28 protein-coding genes are annotated in these 24,562 nt (G+C 60.3%); 9 read left to right on the plus strand and 19 right to left on the minus strand.

Features of this window, described 5'->3' with window-relative positions; translation table 11 throughout:
• Nucleotides 1-10: 10 nt before the first annotated feature.
• Nucleotides 11-328 carry a hypothetical protein gene (locus WA845_RS23980; protein ID WP_022557534.1) on the minus strand — a complete coding sequence of 106 codons (318 nt, stop codon included), beginning with the start codon at nucleotides 326-328 and terminating at the stop codon, nucleotides 11-13.
• Between the two features lie 544 nt (nucleotides 329-872).
• On the opposite strand from WA845_RS23980, the gene WA845_RS23990 reads away from it, so the two are divergent.
• Entirely contained in the window at nucleotides 873-1,133 is a 261-nt protein-coding gene (locus WA845_RS23990; RefSeq protein WP_220367102.1) for a DUF1236 domain-containing protein, read from the plus strand.
• Nucleotides 1,134-1,452: 319 nt separating this feature from the next.
• Here WA845_RS23990 and WA845_RS23995 read toward each other — a convergent pair whose 3' ends face one another.
• From WA845_RS23995 to nirK, 7 genes are all read right to left on the minus strand, one after another.
• A complete protein-coding gene (locus WA845_RS23995; RefSeq protein ID WP_064263872.1) occupies nucleotides 1,453-2,094 on the minus strand; it encodes a helix-turn-helix domain-containing protein in 642 nt (213 codons plus the stop codon).
• Nucleotides 2,095-2,588: 494 nt separating this feature from the next.
• Entirely contained in the window at nucleotides 2,589-3,227 is a 639-nt protein-coding gene (gene fixJ, locus WA845_RS24000; RefSeq protein ID WP_077986064.1) for a response regulator FixJ, read from the minus strand.
• A complete protein-coding gene (locus WA845_RS24005) occupies nucleotides 3,214-4,593 on the minus strand; it encodes a PAS domain-containing sensor histidine kinase (protein ID WP_282565817.1) in 1,380 nt (459 codons plus the stop codon). Before WA845_RS24005 ends, fixJ begins: the two co-directional genes overlap by 14 nt.
• Before the next feature lie 671 nt (nucleotides 4,594-5,264).
• Nucleotides 5,265-5,525, minus strand: a complete 261-nt coding sequence (locus tag WA845_RS24010; RefSeq protein ID WP_064263866.1) for an antitoxin — start codon at nucleotides 5,523-5,525, stop codon at nucleotides 5,265-5,267.
• 138 nt (nucleotides 5,526-5,663) lie between these two features.
• Nucleotides 5,664-6,365, minus strand: coding sequence for a Crp/Fnr family transcriptional regulator (locus tag WA845_RS24015; protein ID WP_003585377.1), 702 nt, complete (start codon nucleotides 6,363-6,365; stop codon nucleotides 5,664-5,666).
• A 148-nt stretch (nucleotides 6,366-6,513) separates the two neighbouring features.
• Nucleotides 6,514-7,431 carry a formylglycine-generating enzyme family protein gene (locus tag WA845_RS24020; protein WP_337322745.1) on the minus strand — a complete coding sequence of 306 codons (918 nt, stop codon included), beginning with the start codon at nucleotides 7,429-7,431 and terminating at the stop codon, nucleotides 6,514-6,516.
• Nucleotides 7,432-7,539: 108 nt separating this feature from the next.
• Complete coding sequence (nirK, locus tag WA845_RS24025) at nucleotides 7,540-8,682, minus strand: copper-containing nitrite reductase (RefSeq protein WP_262622746.1); 1,143 nt, start codon at nucleotides 8,680-8,682, stop codon at nucleotides 7,540-7,542.
• A 236-nt stretch (nucleotides 8,683-8,918) separates the two neighbouring features.
• Here nirK and WA845_RS24030 point away from each other — a divergent pair, with 236 nt between their 5' ends.
• Entirely contained in the window at nucleotides 8,919-10,151 is a 1,233-nt protein-coding gene (locus WA845_RS24030) for an NnrS family protein (protein WP_337322746.1), read from the plus strand.
• A gap of 85 nt (nucleotides 10,152-10,236) precedes the next feature.
• Here the strand turns inward: WA845_RS24030 and WA845_RS24035 are convergent, their stop codons facing one another.
• From WA845_RS24035 to WA845_RS24070, 8 genes are all read right to left on the minus strand, one after another.
• Nucleotides 10,237-10,770 carry a DUF2249 domain-containing protein gene (locus WA845_RS24035; protein WP_220360550.1) on the minus strand — a complete coding sequence of 178 codons (534 nt, stop codon included), beginning with the start codon at nucleotides 10,768-10,770 and terminating at the stop codon, nucleotides 10,237-10,239.
• 78 nt (nucleotides 10,771-10,848) lie between these two features.
• Nucleotides 10,849-11,154 (minus strand): DUF2249 domain-containing protein, encoded by a 306-nt coding sequence (locus WA845_RS24040; RefSeq protein WP_337322747.1) that lies wholly within the window; start codon nucleotides 11,152-11,154, stop codon nucleotides 10,849-10,851.
• A gap of 146 nt (nucleotides 11,155-11,300) precedes the next feature.
• Entirely contained in the window at nucleotides 11,301-13,199 is a 1,899-nt protein-coding gene (locus WA845_RS24045; protein ID WP_262622750.1) for a nitric oxide reductase activation protein NorD, read from the minus strand.
• 68 nt (nucleotides 13,200-13,267) lie between these two features.
• On the minus strand, nucleotides 13,268-14,080 hold the full coding sequence (locus tag WA845_RS24050) for a CbbQ/NirQ/NorQ/GpvN family protein (RefSeq protein WP_337322748.1): 813 nt from the start codon (nucleotides 14,078-14,080) through the stop codon (nucleotides 13,268-13,270).
• A 64-nt stretch (nucleotides 14,081-14,144) separates the two neighbouring features.
• Nucleotides 14,145-15,491, minus strand: a complete 1,347-nt coding sequence (locus WA845_RS24055) for a nitric-oxide reductase large subunit (RefSeq protein ID WP_337322749.1) — start codon at nucleotides 15,489-15,491, stop codon at nucleotides 14,145-14,147.
• 24 nt (nucleotides 15,492-15,515) lie between these two features.
• Complete coding sequence (locus WA845_RS24060) at nucleotides 15,516-15,968, minus strand: c-type cytochrome (protein ID WP_064263859.1); 453 nt, start codon at nucleotides 15,966-15,968, stop codon at nucleotides 15,516-15,518.
• A 178-nt stretch (nucleotides 15,969-16,146) separates the two neighbouring features.
• Nucleotides 16,147-16,437 (minus strand): hypothetical protein, encoded by a 291-nt coding sequence (locus WA845_RS24065; RefSeq protein WP_337322750.1) that lies wholly within the window; start codon nucleotides 16,435-16,437, stop codon nucleotides 16,147-16,149.
• 5 nt (nucleotides 16,438-16,442) lie between these two features.
• On the minus strand, nucleotides 16,443-16,976 hold the full coding sequence (locus WA845_RS24070; RefSeq protein ID WP_337322751.1) for a cytochrome c oxidase subunit 3: 534 nt from the start codon (nucleotides 16,974-16,976) through the stop codon (nucleotides 16,443-16,445).
• 136 nt (nucleotides 16,977-17,112) lie between these two features.
• On the opposite strand from WA845_RS24070, the gene WA845_RS24075 reads away from it, so the two are divergent.
• Together WA845_RS24075 and WA845_RS24080 are read left to right on the plus strand one after the other, a co-directional pair.
• Nucleotides 17,113-17,268 carry a hypothetical protein gene (locus WA845_RS24075; RefSeq protein ID WP_337322752.1) on the plus strand — a complete coding sequence of 52 codons (156 nt, stop codon included), beginning with the start codon at nucleotides 17,113-17,115 and terminating at the stop codon, nucleotides 17,266-17,268.
• Between the two features lie 12 nt (nucleotides 17,269-17,280).
• Entirely contained in the window at nucleotides 17,281-17,958 is a 678-nt protein-coding gene (locus WA845_RS24080; protein ID WP_337322753.1) for an NnrU family protein, read from the plus strand.
• Here the strand turns inward: WA845_RS24080 and WA845_RS24085 are convergent.
• The 3 genes from WA845_RS24085 to WA845_RS24095 are packed head-to-tail and all read right to left on the minus strand — an operon-like array spanning nucleotide 17,949 to nucleotide 20,472.
• Nucleotides 17,949-18,554 (minus strand): UbiX family flavin prenyltransferase, encoded by a 606-nt coding sequence (locus tag WA845_RS24085; RefSeq protein ID WP_337322754.1) that lies wholly within the window; start codon nucleotides 18,552-18,554, stop codon nucleotides 17,949-17,951. The two genes, WA845_RS24080 and WA845_RS24085, sit on opposite strands and share 10 nt — an antisense overlap.
• A complete protein-coding gene (locus WA845_RS24090) occupies nucleotides 18,551-20,065 on the minus strand; it encodes a UbiD family decarboxylase (RefSeq protein WP_337322755.1) in 1,515 nt (504 codons plus the stop codon). Before WA845_RS24090 ends, WA845_RS24085 begins: the two co-directional genes overlap by 4 nt.
• Nucleotides 20,066-20,121: 56 nt before the next feature.
• Nucleotides 20,122-20,472 carry a DUF488 domain-containing protein gene (locus WA845_RS24095; RefSeq protein ID WP_337322756.1) on the minus strand — a complete coding sequence of 117 codons (351 nt, stop codon included), beginning with the start codon at nucleotides 20,470-20,472 and terminating at the stop codon, nucleotides 20,122-20,124.
• Between the two features lie 149 nt (nucleotides 20,473-20,621).
• Here WA845_RS24095 and ubiT point away from each other — a divergent pair, with 149 nt between their 5' ends.
• The 5 genes from ubiT (at nucleotide 20,622) to WA845_RS24120 (ending at nucleotide 24,560) form a co-directional block, all read left to right on the plus strand.
• The gene (gene ubiT, locus WA845_RS24100; protein ID WP_337322757.1) at nucleotides 20,622-21,137 is read left to right on the plus strand and encodes a ubiquinone anaerobic biosynthesis accessory factor UbiT; all 516 of its coding nucleotides are present in this window, start codon (nucleotides 20,622-20,624) and stop codon (nucleotides 21,135-21,137) included.
• Nucleotides 21,128-22,105: a ubiquinone anaerobic biosynthesis protein UbiU gene (gene ubiU / locus WA845_RS24105; protein ID WP_337322758.1), complete on the plus strand. Its 978-nt coding sequence runs from the start codon at nucleotides 21,128-21,130 to the stop codon at nucleotides 22,103-22,105. The genes ubiT and ubiU overlap by 10 nt, the downstream gene beginning before the upstream one ends.
• A gap of 5 nt (nucleotides 22,106-22,110) precedes the next feature.
• Nucleotides 22,111-23,049, plus strand: coding sequence for a ubiquinone anaerobic biosynthesis protein UbiV (gene ubiV, locus WA845_RS24110; protein ID WP_443111981.1), 939 nt, complete (start codon nucleotides 22,111-22,113; stop codon nucleotides 23,047-23,049).
• Complete coding sequence (locus tag WA845_RS24115; protein WP_337322760.1) at nucleotides 23,046-23,429, plus strand: hypothetical protein; 384 nt, start codon at nucleotides 23,046-23,048, stop codon at nucleotides 23,427-23,429. Before ubiV ends, WA845_RS24115 begins: the two co-directional genes overlap by 4 nt.
• A 147-nt stretch (nucleotides 23,430-23,576) precedes the next feature.
• Complete coding sequence (locus tag WA845_RS24120; protein WP_262622765.1) at nucleotides 23,577-24,560, plus strand: ABC transporter substrate-binding protein; 984 nt, start codon at nucleotides 23,577-23,579, stop codon at nucleotides 24,558-24,560.
• The last annotated feature ends 2 nt before the right edge of the window (nucleotides 24,561-24,562 follow it).

Here is a 24,562-nt window from a genome sequence, read left to right on the forward strand (position 1 = left end):
CTCCTAGAGGTTACTTGGCAACAACATTGCCCTGATAATCGAGAGCGATCGAAACAGTTTTGCCGTCCTTCATGCCGGTGGCATTCCAAACGCCCCTGTCGTCTTTCTTAAGATCCTTCAGCCCCGTATAACCTGCTTTTTCGATCCGATCCTTTGCCTGGTCCTCAGTAAAACTGTTGGCGCCCTCCACCGGGGCCGTCGGGTTTTTCGTGTCGGGGGTCGCAATTGCCGGCGTGTTTCCGTCGCTGTTGGCCGCGGGCGCACCTTGAGCATGTGCTGTAAGGGCCGAGACACAAATGAAGGCGGCGGTGAGAACAGTGTTTTTCATGGTTTTCTCCCTAGCTCGGATCTGCGTAGATTGATCCGCCTGATTAACCTTTTGATACTGTTTTGGTTCCAGCATCGGAGGCCTAGTGCTCAACAAGCATGGCGGCGGCGCGTCAGGCATACGAGTGACGATGGAAGGGTCTGGACAGTGGCGCAGGCGAACGGCCGGATAAGAGGGAGGTAGCAACTGAAGGGGTAGAGCGGCCGGAAAGCTACACGAGGCGATTGGCATCGGTAGTCAGGAGACCATAGAGATCGTCGATCATGATCCCGTTCCGAACCTTCCGGACCTTTTTCATTTTGGCACGTGGATAGCGCAGAATATCTGCGATTTCGTCTCATCGCGGGCAAACCAGGCGTTAGGCACAGAGCCGCGTTCCTGCTGCTCGTCGGATCCCGCTCGGCAGAGCTGGTAACCGGACCAAGCCCGGATACCTGGTTCTTCCAAAACCAAGACCGAAACGACAGGCACTGCTGGTGGGGCCAACGGCGATGTCTCAGGGTCGCCATCTGCGGCGACAAAAGAGCAGAAGGCCGGTTCGCAAGTGAACGTCAATGTCACGACCGAACAGCGCACCGAAATCCGAAATGTCATTATCGAAAACAAGGTCGAACCCGTCCGCCCGACATTCAGCATTTCCGTTGGAACCGCGGTTCCAAGAACCGTTAGGCTTCACAAGCTCCCAGCGCGCGTGATCCAGATCGTTCCGCAGTACCGTGATTACGAATATATCGTTCTTGCTGACGAACGGATCATCATCATCGACCCTGCGACCTACGAGATCGTCTACGTTCTCACGATCTGACCACCGTCGTTGCCATTCATCTTGTTGGTCGCCACCTTGCGACCAACAGGATGACCGGTTGTTTGTGTGCTGAGCCGCGCAAAATTTCCCCCGGCAAGCGGGACATGCAGTGCCGTTTCGCGCGCCGATGACAGCGGCCTACCTTACAGGGTTCAATGACCCCCGCCTCGAATAACCGCGTCCGCGGTGTGCGGCCAGGGCTCCATACAGCTCCTGCACCACCTAACAAAACCAAGGAGAGAAATGCGGAGGGTGCCAGACCGAGGTCGAGTGGTGGCAGGTTCTGCACGCACTCCCCCTCACTCGGGCGGGGATCGGATTACTCGCTGATCGCCTGGAGTTTGTCGCGTCTGAGTATTTCGATACAGCGGGCGTTCTTCAGGCGAACAATACCCTTCTCGCGAAGCCTGGACATGCTCCGCGATACCGTCTCAACCGTCATCCCGAGATAATCGCCGATATCCGTTCGCGTCATCGGCAGATCGATAATTCCCACATCTCCTTGTCTACGATCAAGGTCAACGAGGAATACCGCAAGTTTCTCGAGGGCGCTTTGGCGGCCAACCACGAGCAGATGCTCCTGGGCCCGAATCATGCTTCGCAAGGCGAGCGCCATCAATTCGCCGCGATCAATTTCGCTTCCTTCTGCCTCGATCGACGTCAATCCGGTTGGCACGATCGCCTCGGCGTAAAAGCTCCGACACCCCCACGCCTCAAAACCGAATGTTTCCCCTTGCACATGAAACGCAACAACCTGCCTACGGCCGTCCGTGAGCAGACGGTAGATGCGCACGGCCCCGGACTCGATCCTGTACAGAGAACCAGACTTTTCGCCCTGCGCATAAATCTCACTGCCGGAGGCATGAAAAGTGATAGCGCGCGGGCGGACTACCCCCATTGGCAGGCCGGGTGACGGAGACGAGCGACGGGAGGAATAACTGGCGGAAGCCATAGCGAGCATGTGAGCTGACCCTCAATTTGGATTGCCCCGACTATGCCGCAGAGCGACGCCTGCCAAAATTCGTTTGTTCCACTAAGGGTTTGTACTTAGCCGCATCAGCGCACTCACGATATCCGTGCCCGTTAGCGGCTTGTGAAGGATTTGTATGCTTAGCCTCTCGTTGCTAAACGTCTCGTCTTCTGCAAGAAAAAGGACAGGCGTCTTTACGGGGAGGGTTGCGAGACATGCTTCCCGCTCCCATTCTGGAAGGCAGCCGTCGAGAATAACACAAATCGCTCCACCGACCGATTCTCCGGCATGCTTCCAGGACCGGAATGACGCGACGTCATAACCGTACGCGCGCAGGGCGAACGCCAAGCCGCGCGACAGTGCGGGGTCCTTCACAATCGAAGTTATATGTCGTGTAGTCGGCAAATTGACACCGGGAACATTGCAATAACGCGACAAGCAGGGCCAGTTGAACAGCCTCTTGACCTTGCGCGCCTTGTTCTGGATCAATTTCCGTCGGAGTTTCCAAAGTCCGCGATTTCAATCGAAAGTGACATGCGGACCAGCTCGGGAAGGCTTCGAGCTTTCATTTTTCCCATGACGTTAGCTCTGTGGACCTCCACGGTTCGCGGGCTTATGTCGAGATTGAAGGCTATGGACTTATTCGGGTGCCCCGCCACCACCGCCGCAAGAACCTGCCGCTCGCGTTCGCTCAGCGTCTCCAGTCTTTTGCGTACTTCTTCTGCCGATTCCGTTTCGGGAGCACGGGGATCCAGACGGGTAGCCGCACGGTGGATCGCGTCGATGATGACCGTATCGGCAAATGGCTTTTCAATGAAGTCAACGGCGCCGGCCTTCATTGCCTCCACCGCCATAGGCACGTCGCCATGGCCGGTGATTACTATCGACGGTATACGCACCCCCTCTGAGCGGATCCGTCGAATCAGCTCAACACCACTTATGTCCGGCATGCGCAAATCAGTCACCAGCACAGCGCGGTGAAGTCTGGGCGCAAGCGATGCAAAGGCGGTAGCCGTTTCATGCACTCTCACGCCAAGACCGCTCATGCTGAGCATAAAGGCGAGCGATTTCCTGACAGCTTCCTCGTCATCAACGACGTGCACAGTGAAATCATCGTTCGCCATTTTCTTCCCCATCATAGGCTGGCAGTGTGAATGTAAATCTTGCTCCTCCGAGCTCGCTACGTGACACGGTTATCTCTCCGCCGTGAGCCTCGATGATACGCTTCGATATGGAGAGCCCGATTCCCATTCCGCCAGCCTTAGTCGTGACAAAAGGCCTGAACAACTGGTCGGAAATCTCATTGGGAATGCCGGCGCCGGAATCTTCGACTATCACTGCGGCTTTGCCGCTTTCAGCAGCCTTGATGCTCACCCGAAGGTTTTTCTTTGGGGACTCGCCCATCGCCTCGACTGCATTGCGCATCAGGTTCGTGAGTACCTGCTGTATCTGAATTCGGTCGACCATGACCATATCGTCGCTAGCAGCAAAGTCAAAGACGGATCGCACACCTTTTTCTCTTGAACCCATCAGCGCCAGTGCGCCCGCCTCCTCAACCAGATGGCGGAGTTTGTGAGGCAGCTTCTCAGTCTCACCCTTAGTTACGAATTCTCGGAGATGGCGAATGATTTGACCTGCCCTGACACTTTGTTCACCTGCTTCCCTCAGGGCTTCATGCAATTGCCTGTCCCTTTCGCTTTCGGAGCCCTGTAGCAAGCGTGCGCAACCATGAACATAGTTGGCAATCGCCGAAAGCGGCTGGTTCAGCTCGTGGGCCAGGGTAGATGCCATCTCTCCCATTTCGTTCAGCCGTGCCAATCTTGCCAGTTCAGTCTGAATCTCCTGTAGGCGGGCTGCTGATTCCTCTCTTTCGGTAAGATCTCTCACGAAACCGGTGAAAAACCGTTTGCCCCCCCGATGCGTTTCTCCAACCGCGAGCTTCATGGGAAATGTCGACCCGTCCTTGCGCTGGCCGACCACGACCCTATCGGTTCCGATAATGCGTTTTTCGCCGGTCGCGAGATAGCGCTGGAGGTAGCCGTCGTGCTCGTGGCGATAAGGTTGTGGCATCAGCATTCGAAGATTTTGCCCAATTGCTTCGTCCTCGGAGTACCCGAACTGCCTGACGGCAGCTGCATTGAAAGAGACAATCGTGCCATCCTGCTGGCTGACGATCGTGGCATCCAGCACAGTATCGAGTATAGACCTTAGGTGTGCCTCGCGCGTGTTCAGCGCTTCTTCTGCCGCCTTATATTGATGCCTCAGGCGTTTGAGCGACCCGCCGAGGTACGCAATTGCAATGCCGACCGCTCCGAAAACCATTAACTCGGGGACCTGGGCGCCGCCGGGGGTAAGCGATCTCAGATAGCTTGCCGAGCAAAACGCCAGGAAAAATGCCAGCAGTCCAAGCCGCAAACCTCCGGTTATTGCGGCCAGGAGAATTGGAGGAACAAACAGTATGTAGATAGCAGGGGCGTCGAGTAGATCCATGAGAAACACTCAAAATAAACAGAACGAAAACGGATGAAGCTGCGATGGAATTCCCATGCGTTTGTCGCAAAGCGAGCGCAACCCGCCATTGGATCTTTTCCGGTCCCTGATCGGCATCATACTTTTCGCGTCCGCCATCGAGGTGCCCATCCTATCGCTGCCCATATGTCACATTGGCATAGCGCGCTGGCTGGCGACCGGCAATTGTTTCATGTGTCGGCGGGAGATCATGCCAAACTTACGGACCACAGACGGTCGTAGAAAGTTTATACAATTCAGCGGCGACGGGACGGACTACCAGAGCTGGCCACGCCCGGAAAAGTCTACGCTGGCTTTGCGCACGAGGTTGTGATGAGGGTCGCGCATTCACGCGTGACGGTCCGTCCGATCAACATGCCGGCGGCGCGAATCTTGAACATGCAGACTGACGACTCGACTTCGACTGGGATGTTATTGCCACCCAGCCCAAGGCCTTCGATCAGACCAGGCCGATCCACATGGTTGCGCACATCAGGGTGGCAAGGGTGTCGGCGAGTCACGCGCTGCTCAAGTCCCGGCAAGCTGAAGATTCAAAATTGTTTCAAGATTCTTCGGTCGACGTAAAGAACCGGAATATGTCCGATCGGCGGCCATCAATGTTATAACCGCAGTCGTGTCGAGAAGATGCGCGATTACGGAAACATCGTATAGATCTCCAGCCGGTCCTGTCGATCTGGCTGGTCGCGCACGTCTTTCATAAAATCGTCGCTGACGCCGCGTGCCATCGCTGCTATCAGAGAGTTCCAGGCCTCGGCACGCTCAACATGGGGACAGAAGATCAGTGCATCGCCCTCTTGCGTTATGTCCACACGATCAACGCCGAAACGCCATTCTTTCGGCAGGCGAATCCACTGGGAGTTACCGGACTGAAATACGCGGGCGACATGGGGCATGGTTCGCTCCCTCAGTGTTTATCGCTTTTATAAAAATCATATGTCCCGCCACTTCAACTAGCAGCCTGCTTGTAACCGACAGAGAGTAAGAAATGCGCAAGAGCAGGCTGTCGCAATGAGCGAGGCCAAGGGTCCGCCCTAGACTTGACTGGTATCGCCGTCCGCCAGTTGAGCAAGGCCCGGCAGATCGCATACGAGAAGTTTCTGCCGGCCGCCCTGTACCAGACCCTTGCTCTCCCAGCTGGACAGGATGCGAGAAACGGTGTGGAGCGTGGTGCCGGTCATCTCCGCTATATCCTGCCGCGAGATCGGGAAGTCGATTCGAATACCGTCCACCTCCTTGCGCCCTGCCTGTTGCGAAAGTCGCAGTACGGCGTGCGCCACCCGACGCTCTACCTCCTGCGTCGACATTTCGCGGATGCGCGTATGGGCTTCCTCAAGACGTTGGCCAATGGTCTGCATGGCGGAGACGGCAAGGTGCGGGTTCTGCTCGACGAAGTGCGGCCAGAGGTCCGTCTGCCAGGACAGGATCACGCTTTCGGCGGCCGTGGTCGCGGTACCGGGATAATCGGACCGCTGCAGCGCCCGGGCGAAACCGAAGAGATCACCGGGATGCACCACACGCACGATGATTTGCTGGCCATCGTGCGTGACCTGCGTCACCTTCAGGCGGCCGTGAATGAGCAGGAAGAAATGCTTGGCCGGCTGGCCCTGCTCAAAGATGGCTTCGCCCGGCGGCACCAGCCGAGATGTGGCGTGCGTCAGCAGTCCGTCCAGCTCATCGTCGGCCATTCTGGCAAACAAGGCCAGCGACCGGATGACGCTTCGGTCAATCTTCACTTGCACCCTCTCCGGTTAGCTGGCACCGCGCGCTCCCCGCCAGGAGAAACATGATGCGAGCGTTCTGTATCCTCAACAATACAGCTCTACCCATCGGGTGAAGAAGAACAAATGATATAAATCAATTGGATGTTCTAATTGACGACGGTCACGTAGCCTGACCGGCTGTCCGAAGCTTTTCGACAAGCGGAGCATACCAGCGCGTATCCTTCACCAGCCGGAAGCCGAGATTGTCAGGAGGGACCCCGACAGCGCAGCCTCCGCTCTTCGGGTTTTTGATGAAGGCGCTCATGGCCGCCCGGTGTTTTCCCGACGCGACCGGGATACCGCAGGAGGCAACGCTATCGATCGCCTCACCATCGTTGCCGAGCGTCACGCGGTGGCTGCAGCTCGATGTCCATTCCCAGACGTTGCCCCCGAAATCGGCAAGGCCATATTCGTTTTCGCCAAAACTGCCATAGGATTGCGGAACCGGGTTGCCCGAGGCTTTACGGCTGGTCTGCCGCTCGTAATCGGCCAGCCAACGCAAGGCCGGGTTTTCGCTGTCCGCGCCGACACCCAGCGTCTCATCCGGAAAATGCGAGCCGGCGGCGAAAGCCAGTTCAGCGTCGCTCGGCAGGCGCCAGACCTCGCCTGTCCGCTCACTCAGCCACGTCGCATAAGCGCGGGCGTCATCCTGGCTGATACCAGTTGCCGGTACCTCGCCGCCGACTGGAGCGGCAAAGCCGGGTTCCGGCTGCTGACAGCCGCCTTCCGCTACGCAGCGCGCATAATCGCCGCTCGATACCTGATATTTCATGATCGTCAGATTTTGCCGCATCACTACGTCGACCACCGGGCCATCGACGGCATAGCCATTGCGGAAATATTCGCCCTCCGCCCGGTAGGTGAAATGTCCTGCGGGCACCGTAACGACCTGTGGAGCCATCATGGCCGCGCGGTCATCAATGCCGCTGCGGATGATCCCGGACTGGAAACCGATGGCCGTTGCCAAAAGCGTTGCAATCGAGAGCGGGAGAAGAAGCGAGACGGCGTTTGGGAAATGGCTGTCGCGGGGAATCCCCATGGGAACCTGCCTGCGTCGAGAAGACGCCAAATTCGGACCTGCGTTCAGGCGCGGAGAGCAGAACCTTGAGCGCGCCCGCGGCTGTCGACGGGCGCGCTACCGTTTGTGTCAGATGCTCGACGGGGCGAGCACCGCCTGCATCAAGCTGTTGTTCCACTCACCCGTCACCTTGAAATGGGCGGCCGCGCCCAATTCGAAGGCTTCGATAAGGTTGTGATTGACATAGGCGTAGATGCCGGGCTGCTCGAAGGTATAGAAGGCCGCGCCCGCCGTGCCGCCGGGGATGAACCATGTTTCCTGGTCGAGATCCGGCGGGTTGCGGAATTTACCCGTTGCCCAGACATAATCGCCATGGCCGCCGATAAGGTGCGGGCGGGTATCACGGTTCGCCTGCGAATGCACGATCAGCACCTTTTCACCCACGGCGGCCTGAAGGGCGTGTTCTCCCGTTAGCGCGCCGACTGCACCGTTGAAGACGATGTGACTCGGTGTCAGCTTGCGCATCACCTCCAGCGTGTCGGCCATGGCGTCGCCGGCGCTTTCATATTTTTTGAAATTGCCGTTCTCGTCGCGCGGGATGTAGAAGTCCTGCTCGCCGACATAATAGATCTTGTCATAAACAAGCTCCTTGCCGTGGCCATCCGTCAGGCCCTCACGCGGCAGTACCATGATCGCGCCATTCATGCCCGAGGTGACGTGCCACGGCACCATGCCGGGAGGTGCGCAGTGATAGACGAAGACGCCGGCCTTGGTGGCCTTGAAGCGCAGGATCGCCTTTTCACCGGGGTTGACGATGGTGAGCCCGCCGCCGCCGAGCGCACCGGTGGCCGAGTGGAAATCGATGTTGTGCTGTAACTCATTGGTATCGGGGTTGATGAGGGTCAGTTCGACATAGTCGTCCTGGTGCACCACCATCAGAGGCCCCGGAACCGAACCGTTGAAGGTCATGGCGTGGACCTCGGTGCCCTTGTCGTCGAGGATCATCTTCTGCTCTTTGATCGTGAGCGTGAACTCGACGATCTTCGGTCCGCCTTCGGCTTTCTGCGTGTGAGCATGCACGAAGGGCGGCTTGACGAGATCAACTTTTACGCGAGGTAGTACTCCAATCTCCGCCTTCGTCAATGGCTTGGCCGCAGCCTTTTTTTCCTCTGCCGCGCTCGCTGTCGATGGCATGATGACGGGAGCTATAGCCCCTGCAAATGCCGCGCCTGCGAGAATATTACGCCGTGTGATGTGGAAGGTTTCCGTCATCATATTTCTCCTGTCCCTCTTGGGGCAGAGCATGTTTCGCTCTGTCACAGCGTTTGTAGCGGAGGAGCGGAAATACAATTTGAGATGGAGCAAACTTTGCTTTCGGCACCCTGCGACATTTTGGCAGGTCGCTGAAGGCCGGTGTGAAGGCGTCGCACCGCCTCTTTGCCTGTTCGCAAAGAAGCCGGCCGGGCTTGGGTCTAGACATATGTCAAGACCAAGCAAGGAGCATTATGATGAGTGGCAGCCAACCCGTTCCCACCCAGGGGCGCAGCCGGCCAAAAGGGGGCATTCCAAGGGGGCTGGCACGCAGCGGCCCGGTTATCTTCTCCTACGGCTTCCGGCCGTTTTTTCTCGGTGGCGCCCTCTGGGCCATCGCGGCGATGGCGTTGTGGATCGCAGCCCTTTCCGGCTTCATCGACCTTGGCGGAGATTACGGCGCGCCAAACTGGCATGCCCATGAAATGCTGTTCGGTTTCGCTTCGGCAGTGCTGGCCGGCTTTCTCTTGACGGCAGTGCCGAACTGGACGGGTCGGCTGCCGGTGTCGGGCAAACCATTGGTCTGGCTGTTTGCGCTCTGGTGCGCCGGCCGGCTTTTCCTGCTTTTGCCGGACACGGTGGGCGTGGTCACCGCCGCAATCGTGGACGGCCTTTTCCTGCCGGCGCTTCTGGCGATCTGCGCGCGTGAGGTCATTGCCGGGCGCAAATGGAAGGACCTGAAGGTGCTGGGCGGGCTGCTGGCGCTTTCCATCGCCAACACCGTGTTCCATGTGGCGGCGATTGGGGGCGATCATAGCCAGCTCGCGACCCGCCTTGCGGTCTCGGCCTATACCGTGCTTGTCATCATCGTAGGCGGCCGCATCGTGCCGAGTTTTACCCGCAACTGGCTGAACCGTTTCGGCCGCACGGATTTCCCTGTGCCCTACAACGGTTTCGACACCGCGGCCATCCTCACCGGCATTGCGGCGCTGGCCGCCTGGACAGTGGAACCCGAGAGCACGATGGCCGTGCCCACGGCACTTCTGGCAGCTTTCATGCATTCGGTGCGGCTCATCCGCTGGCGCGGCTGGACGACATGGCCGGAGCAGGTGCTGGTGGTGCTGCATGTCGCCTATGTCTTCATTCCCGTCGGTTTCATCGCCATTGCGCTGGCGGCTCTCGATGTCATGGATACACGCTCGGTCCTGCATGTCTTCACCGTCGGCGTCATCGGCTGCATGATGCTTGCGGTGATGACCAGAGCGAGCCTCGGCCATACCGGACGAAAGCTCTCGGCTAGCAAAGTCACTATTGCCGCTTATGTGGCGCTGATCGCCTGCGCACTGCTGAGGCCGGCAGCCGAGTTCTTTCCCGGCGTGATGATGCGTCTCTACGCTTGCTCGGCGCTTCTCTGGATCGCGGGTTTCGGTCTGTTCTGCTTCGAGTACGGGCCGATCCTGATGCGCGAGCGCAAACCGCTCAAAGCCTAGAAGGCCTGCTTGCCATACCGCCAAAACAAAACGCCCCGGAAGCAATTTCTGGGGCGTTTCGTTTTCCGGGAATTTGACTTCTGGTTTAATGCGCGCCGGCACCGGCGCGGATGAAGATGCGGAATGCGGTGCGCGCCTCGTCGAAATTTCCGGCCCATTGATGACCCCGGGCCAGAAGCTCCGGGTAGAGGAAGGTCGGTTCCTGCGGCATCAGCAAGAAGATCACGGAACCTAGGGGAAGACGGTCAAGTGTGGCAAGCGTACGGGTCGTTTGACCCCCGGTCGCCTCATCGCGCAGATCGAGATAGACGACCGGGTCGGGCCATATCTGCGGCTCCTCCGCGTTGCCCGCAAGCGCGGGCGACACGGAAATCTGCTCGGCTTCACTGGATCGCGGCGTGAACAGCACCTCCCAGTCGCCGCCGCCGATTTCCCGGACCTGATGGTCGAAACCGCGCTCGGCCATCACCTTGAACAGTGGACTGGGCCGGAAGGTGGCGTATAATCGCAGCGCCTCACCGGGCGCAAGCCCTGCCACGGCTTCCATGATGGCCGGAAATGGCTCGCCGCCGCTCAGCAAAAGCGGCCGGACATCGAGTTCCCTGATCATTTCCGTCATTGCATCACCTCATCTGTCGGCTGGCGGCGGCAGGGGCCGTCCGCCAGAGGAATTTTCACCATGCCGCAGGCGCTGGGCTCAATGTTCGGATCCGCAGCAGCATTCGCAGCCGGAGATATCGTCTTCCGAACCTTCGGCCTGTTCTTCCAGGCGGCCGATATCGAGGCGCCAGACGTCCGGACCCTGTTCGAGATATTCCCAGCCGAACTGGCCAGGGAAATTGGTGGCCAGCTGGTAAAGCAGCGGACGGGGATCGTGATCGCTGGTGATCTGTAGCGATTGCCCCTCGGTCAACGCGCCGAGCGCACCGAAAATGCGCGGATGGCGTTCGCGATGCGGTATGATGCGCACATCGATATTGATTGCGGTATGGGCTTCGGACATAGGCTGGCTCCGCGGCCGCGGATGAAATGATGTCCGGCGGTGCGGCCGGCCGGCGGACTGGAAAAAACTATCCGCCGTGCCATTGGGAGACATTGTCGCCGCGCAAACAAACCTGAGATTCATCAGGTCCGTCTGCGTGACACACGTCAGCCGGCAAGGCTGCGATAGATTGCCGGCAGCGCCGAGGGCAACTTGGCGATCCTGTTGACGATGGCATATCCGTTCTGGCCGAACATGGCCGGAATATAGGATTGCGCCTTGCTGTCGACCGTTACGCCGAAGACGCTGACGCCGGAACGTCGCGCCTCGGAAACCGCACGGCGGCTGTCCTCTATGGCGAAGCGGCCCTCATAATGATCGACGTCGTTCGGTTTGCCATCCGTCAGCAGCAGAAGCAGCTTGCGGCGCTCCGGCCTCTCATGCAGCTTGGCGCTGGCATGGCGGATGGCGGGGCCGATGCGGGTATAGAAGCCGGGTTTCAGCGCCGCGATGCGACGCTCGACAGCGTGACCCATTGGCTCCTCGAAATCCTTCACCGTTTCCACCCGCACCCAGGAACGGCGACGGGAAGTGAAGGTCAGGATGGAGTGACTGTCACCACAGGCGGAAAGCCCGTGGGCAAGCACCAGCAGGGCTTCCTTCTCCACATCGAGAACCCGGCGATTGTCGAACCAGGCATCGGTCGACAGTGATACGTCAACGAGGATCGTTACGGCGAGATCGTGCGCCTGCGGGCGGCTTGCCATATGAATGCGGTCGCTGCCATGTCCGCCGGCGGCGATATCGCTTCTGGCGCGAACCACCGCGTCAAGATCGAGATCGTTGCCGTCAAGCTGGGCGCGCAGCATCTCGTGGCGTGGCCGCAGCACCTCGAATTGCCGCCTGACCCGGCGGATGAGGCTTTTGGTGTCCGGGTCGGGTTCCGGTGCCGTCTCGGCGTGTTTCGCCGGACCGGCGATCACCCGGCAATGATCGGAGAGATAGGTGCCGCTGCGATAATCCCATTCGGGATAGGTCAGCTCCGCTGTCAGTGGGTTATGGTTCAGTGCTTCGGGCGGCAGGTCCAGATCGAAGCGGAAGCGGGCGGAAGGCCGTCCTTTTCTCTCGCCCAGCGTCATATCATCCAGCTCGTCGGCTGCGCTGCCGTCGGCATCGTCGCTGTCGTCACCGGGACGGTCGACATTGACCATCTCCGCCATGGCGAGGATTTTTTCGAAACGGTTGAGGATGAAGGGGCTGCGCTCGGTCTGGCGGTTCTCCGCCTTTTCACGCACGGCGATATGGCGGGCCGCTTCCGCCCCCTGTGGTGCTGCGCTCGCTGCCGGCTGGTCCTCGCTTTGCCGGGCATCGGATGTTTCGCGCAGCAGCGTGTCCGGCCACAGCGGCACCGGCAGCATGGGTAGGTAGCGTGGCGGCGCTTTGGCCGGAAAGCCGGCGGGTGGCGCATGTCCCTCGATCCCTGCCGCATCGGCCAGCATGGAAAGCACCCGGTGTTCCACCTGCTGTTCCGCCTGCGGCAGCGGCCGCTTCTGCCGGACCGCGAGCATGGCGGCGCAAAGCCGGCGATAACGGATCTTCATTCCAGGGAAGGCATGGATGACGGCTTTTGCCAGTTCTGCGGCGCGGTCGAGCCGGGCAAGATCGTTGCGCAGCGGGTCGGCAACCATGACTGGTTCAAGCGGCATCATCGCCATTGCGGCCGCGAGCCAGAGATAGAGATCGCGATTGAGGCACCGGTCGGGAAACAGATCGAGCACCGGCGGCAGCATCAGCGTGGCGTGATCGCGGCCGGGTTGCGCCAACTTTTCCTCGCCGAGACCCATACGCTGGCGCAGCCTCAGCCGGTGGCTGGAAGTGCGGGCGCGCGCCGGAGCGATCTGCACCGCGTGTTCACCGCCAAAACCGCGGAAACAAATGGCCAGTACGGCCTGGATATCCTCCAGCTTCACGGCATGATCCGGGAAGCGCAGCCATGTGCCGGTTTCGCCGATCAGCCTATGCCAGGCGCGACCGACGGTTTCTTCCAGTTCCAAAAAGTCCAGCATGGTTTATCCTCATGGCATCGGACCGGAACGCGCGGGGCCGCGCAATCCGGTGCGGATATCAAAGCGCGCTATCGGATGATCGCATCCGCGACTTCATGCAGCGCGGCCTTCACATCCGGCTCGTCGGTCAGCGGCTCGATCATCGCCGCGCGCACAGCCTGACGGGCGGAAAGGCCGGTATCAATGAGGCTGGCGCAATAGACGAGCAGGCGGGTGGAGACGCCCTCTTCCAGATCGTGGCCTTTCAGGCCGCGCAGCCGGTGGGCGAGATCGACGAGCGGCTCGACATCGCGCGCATCGAGCCCGCTTTCATGCGAAACGACGGCAATCTCCTGCTCCTTCGGTAGAAAATCGAATTCAATGGCGACGAAACGCTGTCGGGTGCTGGGCTTCAGGCTTTTCAGCAGGTTCTGGTAGCCGGGATTGTAGGACACGACGAGCATGAAGCCGGAGGGCGCTTGCAGAACCTCGCCGGTGCGCTCCAGCGGCAGGATACGACGGTCGTCGGTGAGCGGATGCAGCACAACGGCCACATCCTTGCGCGCCTCGACGATCTCGTCGAGGTAACATATGCCGCCCTGGCGCACCGAGCGTGTCAGCGGGCCGTCCATCCACACGGTTTCACCGCCTTTCAGAAGGTAACGGCCGGTCAGATCGGCGGCGGCAAGATCGTCGTGGCATGAAACGGTGGAAAGCGGCAGGCCGAGTTTCGCCGCCATATGGCTGACAAAACGGGTCTTGCCGCAACCTGTCGGGCCTTTCAGCAGCAGCGGCAATTGCCGCACCCAGGCGCTTTCGAACAGCGTGCATTCATTGCCAAGCGGGGTGTAGAACGGCGTGTCCGGCAAAGGCTGCGGCGGGGGGCGGAAAATCGTATTCATGGTCATCTCCCTGGTTAGTGGTAAGGACCGGCTCTCCGGGGGAAAAGGAGAGCCGGTTCGTTTCTCATTCGGCGGGCTGCGCGAGGCGGGCGACGCCGCCCTGTTTCTGCTTGCCCGGCACCAGGACTGCCCAGATGAACATGACCGCCGAGATGAGAACTGCGAAACCGGAGCCGAGGCGGATCCAGTAGAAGATCGCCAGCTGATCCTGCACATCCATGAAGCTTTCGCCCATGACCCGCTGAAGCTGGATCTGCACCACGCCGGCAAAGGTCAGCGCGAAGGTCATGACCGACATGGCCGTGCACATCACCCAGAAGCTCGTCATCGAAAGCCACTGGTTGTACGGCGCGCGTTTCTTCATTTCGGGGATGGCGTAGGCCATCATCGCAAGGTTCAGCATCACATAGGCGCCGAAGAAGGCGAGGTGGCCGTGCGCGGCGGTGAGCTGCGTGCCGTGGCTATAGTAATTCACCGACGACAGCGTGTGCAGGAAACCCCAGACGCCGGCGCCGAAGAAGGCCATGACCGAGCAGCCGATCGACCACAGAAGCGCTGCGCGGTTCTCATGCTTGCGGCCGGCCTTCCAGGTCATGACGAAGGTGAAGATGACCATGGTGAAGAAGGGGGCCACTTCAAGCGTCGAGAAGAGCGATCCGATCCATTGCCAGTAACCCGGCGCGCCGATCCAGTAATAATGGTGGCCGGTGCCGAGGATGCCCGAGAAGAGGGCAAGGCCGACGATGACATAGAGCCATTTTTCCACCACTTCGCGGTCGATGCCGTTGAGCTTGATCATCAGGAAGGCGAGGATCGAGGCCATGATCAGTTCCCACACGCCTTCCACCCACAGATGGATGACGTACCACCAGTACATCTTGTCGAGCGCGAGGTTCATGGGGTTGTAGAAGGCGAAGAGGAAGAAGATCGCCAGACCCCAGAGGCCGAAGAGCAGGATGTTGATGACGGTGGTCTTGCGGCCCTTCAGCGCTGTCATGGTGATGTTGAACAGGAACATCAGGACGACAAGGACGATACCGACCTTGATGGCGAAAGGCTGTTCGAGGAATTCGCGGCCCTCATGGATACGGAACATATATCCGACCACGGCGACGGCGGCGGCCCCCAGGAAGATCCAGAACTGCGCGATGGCGAGCTTGGGGCTGTAAAGCTCCGTTTCCGTTTCTTCCGGCAGAAGATAGAAGGTCGAGCCCATGAAACCCATCAGCAGCCAAACCACAAGGGCATTGGTGTGGATCATGCGCACGATGTTGAAGGGTAGAAGCTCGGAAAGCGTATTGGGCAGCACGTAGATCGTCGCGGCGACGACGCCGAACAGGATCTGCGCCACGAACAGCCCGATTGCGCCGTAAAAATACAGCATGGCGACTTTTTGCGTCTGGTATTTCATCTCGTCATCTCCTTGCCGTCCCCCTCAACCTGCCTCGTTCGGCGGCCAGTCCTGCGTCTTGATCCGGCTCGTCCATTCGAGGAAGTCGACGAGATCATCGAGTTCCTGTTCGGTGAGATTGAACTGCGGCATCTGGCGCCGGCCCTCGATGCCGGTGGGCTGGGCGGCCATCCAGGCCTTGATGGAATCGCGCGCCGTCGCCTTGTCTTCCACGCCGCCATAGCGCTTCCAGACATTGCCGAGTTCGGGCGCGAAGTAGGCACCTTCGCCGAGCAGCGTGTGACAGTTGATGCAGGAATTTTTCTCCCACACATGTTTGCCGCGCGCGACGCTTTCCGTCAGCGTGCTTTCATCCGTCGAGGTGGTGCGCATGTAATAATGGCTATGGGCGGTCAGCCCGACAAATATGGCGAAGAAGAAGATGGAGCCGCCGTAAAAGACGTTTCGCGCTCCTGTTTTGGTCAGGCGTTCTGCCATGCCAATGGTCCTTTCCATCCGGAAGACCGCTTATGCGGACTGGCTTGATCGAACCCTCTTGCCGGGATTTGCCAGCAGGCTGGCGGAATGCGGTGGGGTCTGAAGCCTTTCTAGCCGCTGGCTGCCGGCGTTCTTTGCCATTTGGCAAACAAGTGGAGAGGTGATGTGGTCCGCCTTTTCAGAGCGGCAAAATGCCCTGGAGGAACGCCCGCAAAAGGGCTGCGGCGGCGAAGATTGCGGGCCATGCCAGAAGTGCCGTGCGCAGCAGGCCTCGCTCTTCGCCAAAACCCAGAAAATCATCGATGACGCGTCTGGATTTCATGAGCGCGAACAGCAGAATCAGGCAGGCGACGGCAACCGGCGGCAGAAGCGCCGCCTTCCACGAGGTGACGGCGGCCGTTCCGGCGAGAACGAGAATGGCGAGCACTGCAAAACTTCTTGCAAGCTGGCGGGAGGTGCGGTGGATCATGACTGTCAAACCAGATAGACGATGGGAAAAATGACGATCCAGACCAGATCGATGATATGCCACAGCGTCGTCACCAGCGTGACGTTCTCGTTGTTCGGGAAGACTGCGACGAGAAACAAAAGCACGGCCACGAAGACGACATGCAGCAGATGGAAGCCCGTGAGCAGGAAATAGAGCTCGAAGAATGCGCCATAGGCTGGATCGGAGGCGAAGGCGATTTCAGTGGAGTATTCAAGGAGCTTCACACCGACGAAAGCGAAACCGAGCAGGCCGGCAAGGACAAGTGCCCGTCTTTTGCCCGCCAGCGCAGTGTGGCGGCTGGCCGCAACGGCCGCCTGCCAGCCGCTCGCCAGCAAAATAAGCGTATTGAGACCGGCAAGTTGTGGCTGCAGATGTTGGCGCGCGGCGGCGAAGGCCTCGGGATTGAGGGTGAAGGCAATGATGAAGGCGCCGGTCAGCGCGCCGAAAGCGGCAAGTTCGCTCCAGACCAGAATCCACAAAAGCAGGTTTCCGCTTTCCTCTTCCGTATTGATCGCCATTGCCTTGTCCGTAATTGTAAAACAGCAAGCCACGCTTAGGCGTCCTCAAACCCCGCTTCTTTGCGGCCGGTCAAAGAAGGGAGCGGGCAAAGTCCTATTGTCATGACAAAGCGCAACTTGGAAAATGGAGCTTCCCATGAACGACGCGCAGGTCGGGCTGATTGTCGCAACCCCTATTATCATTGGCTTTGCGATGCTGTTGTACCGTATGGGTGTGTTGCAGCGCATGGGTGCGGTTTCCGCCGTGCTTGCCTCCGTGGCCATTGCTTCGGTGCTGTTCCTGAACCAGTGAGAAGGCAGTCGCATGCTTGAACTTGTCGCCGCGCTTTCGCTCTTCGTGGCGCTGCATTCCATTCCCGCCGTGCCTGCCGTGCGCGGCCGGCTGATCGCGGCCATCGGCAGGCCCGCCTATTTCGGGAGTTATTCCGTCGTTTCGCTTCTGACGCTGGGCTGGGTATTTTATGCCGCGCTGTCGGTCGATTATATTCCGCTTTGGGATGTCGCGCCCTGGCAGGCGCATATCACCTTTCTCGCTGCTCCAGTTGGCCTGTTTTTCGTGCTGGCCGGTCTTTTCAGCGTCAATCCGCTTTCCATTTCCGTGCGGCAGGGAGATAGACCGGGGGCAATCGTGCGCATCACGCGGCACCCGGTACTCGTCGGCTTTCTGTTCTGGGCGCTCGGTCATGTCGTGCCGAATGGCGACCTGCGTTCCGTCATCCTGTTCGGCGGCTTTGCGCTGTTTTCGCTTGGCGGGATGGCGATGACCGAAAAACGCGCGCGGAAAAGACTGGGTAATGCATGGAGCGCGGCGGCTGCTAAAAATGCAACGATCCCTTTCGCAGCAATGCTTTCCGGCAAAACGCGCCTCGCCGTGGACGGGCCGATGCTGCTAGCCGCGGCGCTGACAGGGTTGACGGTGTGGTGGCTGCTGGCCGGTGGCCATGCCATGCTTTTCGGCGCGGACCCCATGGCCTATCTCTGATCGTTTAGCGGCGCCTTCACCGTAGGCGGCTGCCATATCGTCGCCTGCGGCGCGGGCGCGATACCGAGCTGATCGATGGCGCGGGCGGCGAGCTGATCGACAATATCGGCGACGCTTTGCGGCCTGTTGTAAAAGGCCGGCACCGGCGGCATGACGATGGCGCCAGCCTCCGTCACCGTGCACATGTTGCGCAGATGGGTGAGATGCAGCGGCGTCTCGCGCGTCATCAGCACAAGTTTCCGGCGTTCCTTCAGATGCACATCGGCGGCGCGGGTAAGAAGATTCTCCGAAAACCCGGTTGCAATGGCCGCAAGCGTGCGCATGGAGCAGGGCGCAACGATCATGCCGGCCGTCGGGAAAGAGCCGCTGGCAATCGCCGCGCCGATATCGTCGACGGCATGATTGACGCTGGCGAGCGAGAGCATCCGCCCCATGGCTTGTGCCCCTTCCTCATGCAACACAGTGCGTCTGGCGGATTGCGACAGGACGAGATGGATTTCGACGCTTTTCATCCCGGCAAGGCGCTCGATAATACGTAACGCAATGCCGGCACCCGAGGCGCCGGTAACACCGATCACAACCCTGCATGGGGTCATTGCCGTTCTCCAAGGCCGAGGTCATGCCACATCAGATCCACCTTTGCGATGACGTCTGGCCTCATGGACAGCACGCGGCCCCATTCGCGCTCCGTCTCCGGCGAAAGCTTGCGGGTGGCGTCCAGCCCCATCTTGCCACCGAGGCCGGCTTTCGGCGAGGCAAAGTCGAGGTAATCGATCGGCGTATCGTTGATGATCGTCGTATCGCGCGAGGCGTCGAAACGGCTGGAGAGCGCCCAGATCACATCTGCCCAGCTGCGCACATTGATATCGGGATCGACCAGAATGATGAGCTTCACATAGCTGAACTGCGGCAGCATAGACCAGAGGCCCATCATCACCCGCTTTGCCTGTCCCGGATAGCGCTTGTCGATGGAAACGACCATCATACGATAGGAACAGGCCTCCGGCGGCATCCACAGATCGACGATTTCCGCAAATTGTCTTTTGACCAGCGGCAGGAAAATCTCGAGCATGGCCTCGCCGAGAACCGAGGGTTCATCCGGCGGCCGGCCGGTATAGGTGGAAAGATAGATCGGATTGCGGCGCATGGTGATTGCCGACAGCGTCATGATCGGAAAGGCTTCGACCGAATTATAATAGCCGGTATGGTCGCCATAGGGGCCTTCCATTGCCGTTTCCGATCCCGAAACGGTGCCCTCCAGTACGATCTCGGCATTGGCCGGCACCGGCATCGACACGGTTAAAGCTTTTGCGATGCGGCTTTTCGAGCCGCGCAGCAGGCCGGAGAAGCCAAGCTCGCTGATATGGTCGGGAAGCGGCATCACGGCGGAAAGAATGGTGGCAGGGTCGGCACCAATGGCGACGGTAACGGGCATATCCAGCCCACGCGCTCGCCACAGCCGGTGGTGATGCGCGCCGCCGCGATGCGCCAGCCAGCGCATGATCACCCTGTCCGGCCCCAGCACCTGCATGCGATAGATGCCGACATTGATATCGTCGGGATCGTCAGGCGAACGGGTGATGACCAGCGGCCAGGTGATGAGCGGGGCCGGCTCGCCGGGCCAGCACCATTGCACCGGCAGGCGGGCAAGGTCGATCGCATCACCCGTCAACACCCTTTCCTGCACCGGCGCGCGTGAGACGTTTCGTGGCCGCATGGAAAGTGCTGCCTTCAGCAAAGGCAGCTTACCCCATGCCTCGGCCATGGATTTTGGCGGCCGTGGCTCGCGCAATTCGGCGAGCTTTTGTCCAAGCGCGGGCAGGCCGCCCGTCTGGAGCCCCAGACCCCATTCGATGCGTTGCCGCGTGCCGAAGAGATTGGCAAGCATCGGCATGTCCCGCACCTTGCCCTCATGGTCGACAGGTCGCTCGAACAGCAGCGCCGGTCCGCCATCGGCGAGCACGCGGCGGTGGATTTCGGTGATTTCGTGCACCAGCGATACCGGTTGGCGGATTCGCCGCAGCTGCCCACGCTCTTCCAGCAACCGGATGAAACCGTGCAGATCGGCGGTGTGGACGGGTCTCGTTTCTGTTTCTTCGTCTGTCATGCCGCCTGTTTGCAGGCGCCAGTGCGGCATGTCCTTGCGCTGCCGCAAATGCGGCTTCAGTGCGAACGAAGATAGTCGACAAGAACCAGGGCGTGGTTATGTTCGGTATCGTGGGCGGCATAAAGCAGCGTGACCCGGCCCTTCGCCATCAGCTCCTTCATGTGCGCCACGGCATCGGGATTGGCGGCCAGCTCCTCATGGTAATGCCGGGTGAATTCCTCAAAGCGCGACGGCATATGGGAGAAGTTCTTGCGCAATTCGTTGCTGGGAGCGATGTCCTTCATCCACAGGGAAAGCTTTGCATTTTCCTTGCTCATGCCGCGCGGCCAGAGCCGGTCCACCAGAATGCGCGCGCCGTCATCGTCGCTGGCGGGTTCGTAAATCCGTTTGACCCTTAAATCGGACACGGGTGGCCTCCGTCGCTTGGCAAGTGAATGAATTATAGCGGCTTTTGTGAAGGCGCACCCGAAAATTTCCCTGTCTTTGCGTTCGCTCAAACCGCCACCCGCGCGCTGCGGTTAGGTTGCCGCCCGCAACTGAGCCGACAGGACCTTTCATGAGATCTTTTCCCGCCGCCATCGCCCGCCCCATGAATTTCCTACCCCTTGCCGTGGTGCAGCGAGCGACGGCGGCGATGCTGGCACAGATCATGAAGCGGCATCCGGATATGTTCGTCCGGCTCGGTGAACATCGTGGCAAGCGCTACGCCTTTCTGCCCGTCGATCTCCCCTTCGCCTTCATGGTCGAGCCGGCAGGTCCCGCCATCACCGTCAGCCGCAAGGCTCGCCTGCCCAAGACGGACGCGGCGGTCGAGGGACCGCTTTTCATGCTGCTTGCGCTGATGGAGGGGCGGCAGGATGCCGATGCGCTGTTCTTTTCGCGTGATCTCAGCGTCACCGGCGACATGGAGGCGATGCTGGCGCTGCGTAATGCGCTTGATGACAGTGGCATCGATCTGCCGCGCGATCTCGGTGTATTTGCCGGACCTTTTGCACCGGTGGTAACGGGCCTTGCGAACCGCCTGCGCGGCCATGTTCTATCCGAAACGCGGGGAGGTGAGGCATGGAGCTGATCTGTCCTGCGGGAACGCCTGCCGCCTTTCGCGAGGCCGTGGATGCCGGGGCGGATGCAGTCTATTGCGGTTTTCGGGATGAAACCAATGCCCGCAATTTCCCCGGCCTTAATTTTTCCCGCGAGGAACTTGCCGAGGCCATCGTTTACGCGAAAAAGCGCGGTGTCCAGACCTTCGTGGCGCTCAACACCTTCATGCGCGCCGGTAGTGAGGATATCTGGTATCGCGGCGCGGCCGATGCCGTGAAGGCGGGGGCGGACGCGCTTATCCTTGCCGATTTCGGCCTGATGGCGCATGTGGCGGAACACCACCCGCAGCAGCGTATCCACGTCTCCGTGCAGGCCTCCGCCTCCAATGCGGACGCGGTGAATTTCCTCGTCGATGCCTTCGGCGCGAAACGCGTGGTGCTGCCGCGCACCCTGACGATTGCCGACATCGCCCGGCTGGCGCGGCAAATCCGCTGCGAAATCGAAATCTTCGTGTTCGGCGGTCTCTGCGTCATGGCGGAGGGACGCTGCTCGCTCTCGTCTTACGCCACAGGCAAGTCACCCAACATGAACGGCGTCTGTTCGCCGGCAAGCCACGTCCGCTACCGGCAGGACGGGCAGGCGCTGGTGTCGGAACTTGGCGATTACACCATCAACCGCTTTCCGGCCGGCGAGGCGGCGGGTTACCCCACGCTGTGCAAGGGCCGTTTCGAGATCGCCGATGACAGGTCCTATGCCTTTGAGGATCCGGTGTCGCTTGATGTGATGGACCAGATCGATGCCTTGCGCGAGGCGGGCGTCAGCGCACTGAAGATCGAGGGTCGCCAGCGCGGCAAGGCCTATGTGGCGGAAGTGGTTTCCACCCTGCACCGGGCGCTTTCCGCCGGTGCCGAAGAGCGCGGCAGGCTGCTCTCACGCCTGCGGCTCTTAAGCGAAGGCCAGCGCACCACCGTTGGCGCTTATGAAAAACGCTGGAGATGATGGCGATGGTAAAACCCGCAAAGGCAACTCTGGCGCTCGGCCCGGTCCTTTATCTCTGGCAGGGCGAGAAATGGCGAGATTTCTATTTTCGCATCGCCGATGAAGCGCCCGTCAGCCATGTTTATCTCGGTGAAACCGTCTGCTCCAAACGGTTTCATTTTACCGAGCCGCATCTGGCAGAGGTGAGCGAGCGGCTGGAGAGTGCAGGGAAACAGGTGATCCTCTCGACGCTTTCGCTGGTGACATTGGAGCGGGAAAGCCGCCACCTGCGCAGCCTGATCGCCGACAGCCCCTATCCGGTCGAGGCGAACGATCTTTCCGCGCTCGGCATGCTGCACGGCACGCCGCATGTCGTCGGGCCAATGGTGAATGTTTATAATGCCGCAACCGCGCGGCTGCTTTCTTCTCGTGGGGCGAGTGCCATCTGCCTGCCGCCGGAACTGCCGATGACCTCGGTCGAGCGGATCGTGGCGGAGACGCCTGATGTGGACTTCGAAATCTTCGCCTTCGGCCGCCTGCCGCTCGCCATTTCGGCGCGCTGCGCCCATGCCCGCGCCAAGGGCAATATCAAGGATAATTGCCAGTTCGTCTGCGGCGACGATCCGGATGGATTGCCGGTGCGTACGCTCGACAGGCAGTCGTTTCTGGCGCTGAACGGGGTGCAGACGGTGTCGCACACCTGCCAGTCGCTGCTTGGCGAATTGCCGGATTTGGCCATCGCCGGTATCAACCGCTTCCGGCTGTCGCCGCAGGACTGCGACATGGTTGCCGTGGCGCAAATCCATGACGATGTTCTGGCCGGCAGGCGGGAGGCGGAGGACGGTCTTGCACGTCTCGGGCAAATCTATCCGGACGTGCCCTTTTCCAATGGTTTTCACCACGGGCAGGAAGGGGCGGCCTGGATCGCCCGCGCCCGCAACACGGCGCATGGGGTGAATGCATGACGACGAACGGGCAAAGTGAACAAACGCTGTCCGCGGCCGCGCCGGGCGGAGCGGATATCGCGGCGGCGATCCATCTCGTGCGTAACGTGGTTTTGCAAAGCGCGCTCGATTGCGGCTGCCGCGACAAGGTGCACGACGTGCTGCGCGAGCTTGAGGATTTCGAGCGCCAGCGCAATATCGTCAAGCTTCTGGCCGTCGCCCGCGAGGAGCGTCGCAAGATCGCGCTCCTGACCGAGATGCTCTGCGATTTCGCCGAAGACGACACGGTGGATCAAGGCGTAGTTGAAACCGCAAGCCTGATGTTTCTCGATATCGCTGCCGCCGCTCAGGAGGGCTCGCGGCTCCTGCGGGACGCGCTCTCACTCAAGAAGGGTGAATAATCCGTGTTTTCGGCCCTGTTTGATCCTGCGCAAAGAGCGGGCGCTTGCAAAATGTCATTTCAGGGGTGTTGACGCGCCGGGACCGGAAAACGGTCTGAGCGGGCGTCACGCGCATCAGGGCGCTTCCGGCGCAAAAGGATCAGGACCATGGCCCATCTCACCCGTCGTCAGGCTCTTTCGGCCTTTTCCGGGCTCGCGGTTGCGACACTTGCCGCACCGCATGTTGCGAAGGCGGAAGCGCCGCTCACCTTTTACGGCCCTCCGGCCGCGCCGTCGGCCGTGCTGGCCCATGCGGTAACGGGCGGATTCCTGAAGGATGTCGCACCCGGAGCCGTCTTCAAAGCCTGGAAAACACCGGATGAAATGCGCGCCGCCGTCGCCTCCGACTCCATGGGAGCGGTGGTGATGCCCAGCTACGGCGTCGCCAATCTCCATAATCGCGGTCTCGGCCTTGGGCTGTTGAACGTGCTGACCACGGGCCTGCTCTATATCGTTTCGAAAGACGGGGCGCTGAACTCCCTGCAAAGCCTTTCCGGCAAGACCCTCGCTTTGCCGTTCAAGAACGACATGCCCGATTTCGTGCTGCGCCGCCTTGTTGCCGAAAATGGCTTCAAGTCCGGCGACATCAGGCTGGAATATGCCGCCTCGCCGCCGGAAGCCGTGCAATTGCTGCTGACGGGCCGGGTGGATGCCGCCCTGCTGAGCGAGCCGGCCGCGACCGCCGTGCTCATCAAGGCGAAGTCGTTTTTCATGACCGTCCATCGCACCATCGATATCCAGCAGGAATGGGCGAAGGTGGCCGGCAAGGCCGAAATCCCGCAGGCCGGCCTCGCCTTAACGTCGCAGGTTCAGCAAAAGCTTGGCAAGTCCGGCATAGAGGCTCTACAGGCCGCCATGGAGGCGGCTCTCGCCAGCGCCATGGCCGATCCGAAGACGGCGGCCGCTGCGGCCGCCGAGGCCTTGGGCTTCCCGCCGGAAATCATCGCCGCCTCCTTTCCGACAAGTCATCTTTGCGCCCTGAAGGCGAGCGCTGCGCGCGCCGATCTCGAGGCTTTCTACGATGAGCTTGCCAAGGCCGACCCGGCAATCATCGGCGGCCGGCTGCCGGATGACGGGTTTTATCTGGTGTAGCA

Origin of the sequence: Agrobacterium sp. CMT1 (assembly GCF_037203725.1) — a bacterium.
Classification (GTDB): domain Bacteria; phylum Pseudomonadota; class Alphaproteobacteria; order Rhizobiales; family Rhizobiaceae; genus Agrobacterium; species Agrobacterium pusense.

Coding starts and splice junctions, on each gene's coding strand:
- WA845_RS24040 (WP_337322747.1), bottom strand. CDS start 11,154: ATGTCCGAAGCCCATACCGCAATCAATATCGATGTGCGCATCATACCG.
- WA845_RS23995 (WP_064263872.1), bottom strand. CDS start 2,094: ATGCTCGCTATGGCTTCCGCCAGTTATTCCTCCCGTCGCTCGTCTCCG.
- fixJ (WP_077986064.1), bottom strand. CDS start 3,227: ATGGCGAACGATGATTTCACTGTGCACGTCGTTGATGACGAGGAAGCT.
- WA845_RS24035 (WP_220360550.1), bottom strand. CDS start 10,770: ATGACGGAAATGATCAGGGAACTCGATGTCCGGCCGCTTTTGCTGAGC.
- nirK (WP_262622746.1), bottom strand. CDS start 8,682: ATGACGGAAACCTTCCACATCACACGGCGTAATATTCTCGCAGGCGCG.
- WA845_RS24120 (WP_262622765.1), top strand. CDS start 23,577: ATGGCCCATCTCACCCGTCGTCAGGCTCTTTCGGCCTTTTCCGGGCTC.
- WA845_RS24115 (WP_337322760.1), top strand. CDS start 23,046: ATGACGACGAACGGGCAAAGTGAACAAACGCTGTCCGCGGCCGCGCCG.
- WA845_RS24030 (WP_337322746.1), top strand. CDS start 8,919: ATGAGTGGCAGCCAACCCGTTCCCACCCAGGGGCGCAGCCGGCCAAAA.
- WA845_RS24020 (WP_337322745.1), bottom strand. CDS start 7,431: ATGGGGATTCCCCGCGACAGCCATTTCCCAAACGCCGTCTCGCTTCTT.
- WA845_RS24060 (WP_064263859.1), bottom strand. CDS start 15,968: ATGGCAGAACGCCTGACCAAAACAGGAGCGCGAAACGTCTTTTACGGC.
- WA845_RS24075 (WP_337322752.1), top strand. CDS start 17,113: ATGAACGACGCGCAGGTCGGGCTGATTGTCGCAACCCCTATTATCATT.
- ubiU (WP_337322758.1), top strand. CDS start 21,128: ATGGAGCTGATCTGTCCTGCGGGAACGCCTGCCGCCTTTCGCGAGGCC.
- WA845_RS24070 (WP_337322751.1), bottom strand. CDS start 16,976: ATGGCGATCAATACGGAAGAGGAAAGCGGAAACCTGCTTTTGTGGATT.
- WA845_RS24045 (WP_262622750.1), bottom strand. CDS start 13,199: ATGCTGGACTTTTTGGAACTGGAAGAAACCGTCGGTCGCGCCTGGCAT.
- WA845_RS24050 (WP_337322748.1), bottom strand. CDS start 14,080: ATGAATACGATTTTCCGCCCCCCGCCGCAGCCTTTGCCGGACACGCCG.
- ubiV (WP_443111981.1), top strand. CDS start 22,111: ATGGTAAAACCCGCAAAGGCAACTCTGGCGCTCGGCCCGGTCCTTTAT.
- WA845_RS24085 (WP_337322754.1), bottom strand. CDS start 18,554: ATGACCCCATGCAGGGTTGTGATCGGTGTTACCGGCGCCTCGGGTGCC.
- WA845_RS24005 (WP_282565817.1), bottom strand. CDS start 4,593: ATGGATCTACTCGACGCCCCTGCTATCTACATACTGTTTGTTCCTCCA.
- WA845_RS24090 (WP_337322755.1), bottom strand. CDS start 20,065: ATGACAGACGAAGAAACAGAAACGAGACCCGTCCACACCGCCGATCTG.
- WA845_RS23980 (WP_022557534.1), bottom strand. CDS start 328: ATGAAAAACACTGTTCTCACCGCCGCCTTCATTTGTGTCTCGGCCCTT.
- ubiT (WP_337322757.1), top strand. CDS start 20,622: ATGAGATCTTTTCCCGCCGCCATCGCCCGCCCCATGAATTTCCTACCC.
- WA845_RS24010 (WP_064263866.1), bottom strand. CDS start 5,525: ATGCCCCATGTCGCCCGCGTATTTCAGTCCGGTAACTCCCAGTGGATT.
- WA845_RS24080 (WP_337322753.1), top strand. CDS start 17,281: ATGCTTGAACTTGTCGCCGCGCTTTCGCTCTTCGTGGCGCTGCATTCC.
- WA845_RS24055 (WP_337322749.1), bottom strand. CDS start 15,491: ATGAAATACCAGACGCAAAAAGTCGCCATGCTGTATTTTTACGGCGCA.
- WA845_RS24065 (WP_337322750.1), bottom strand. CDS start 16,437: ATGATCCACCGCACCTCCCGCCAGCTTGCAAGAAGTTTTGCAGTGCTC.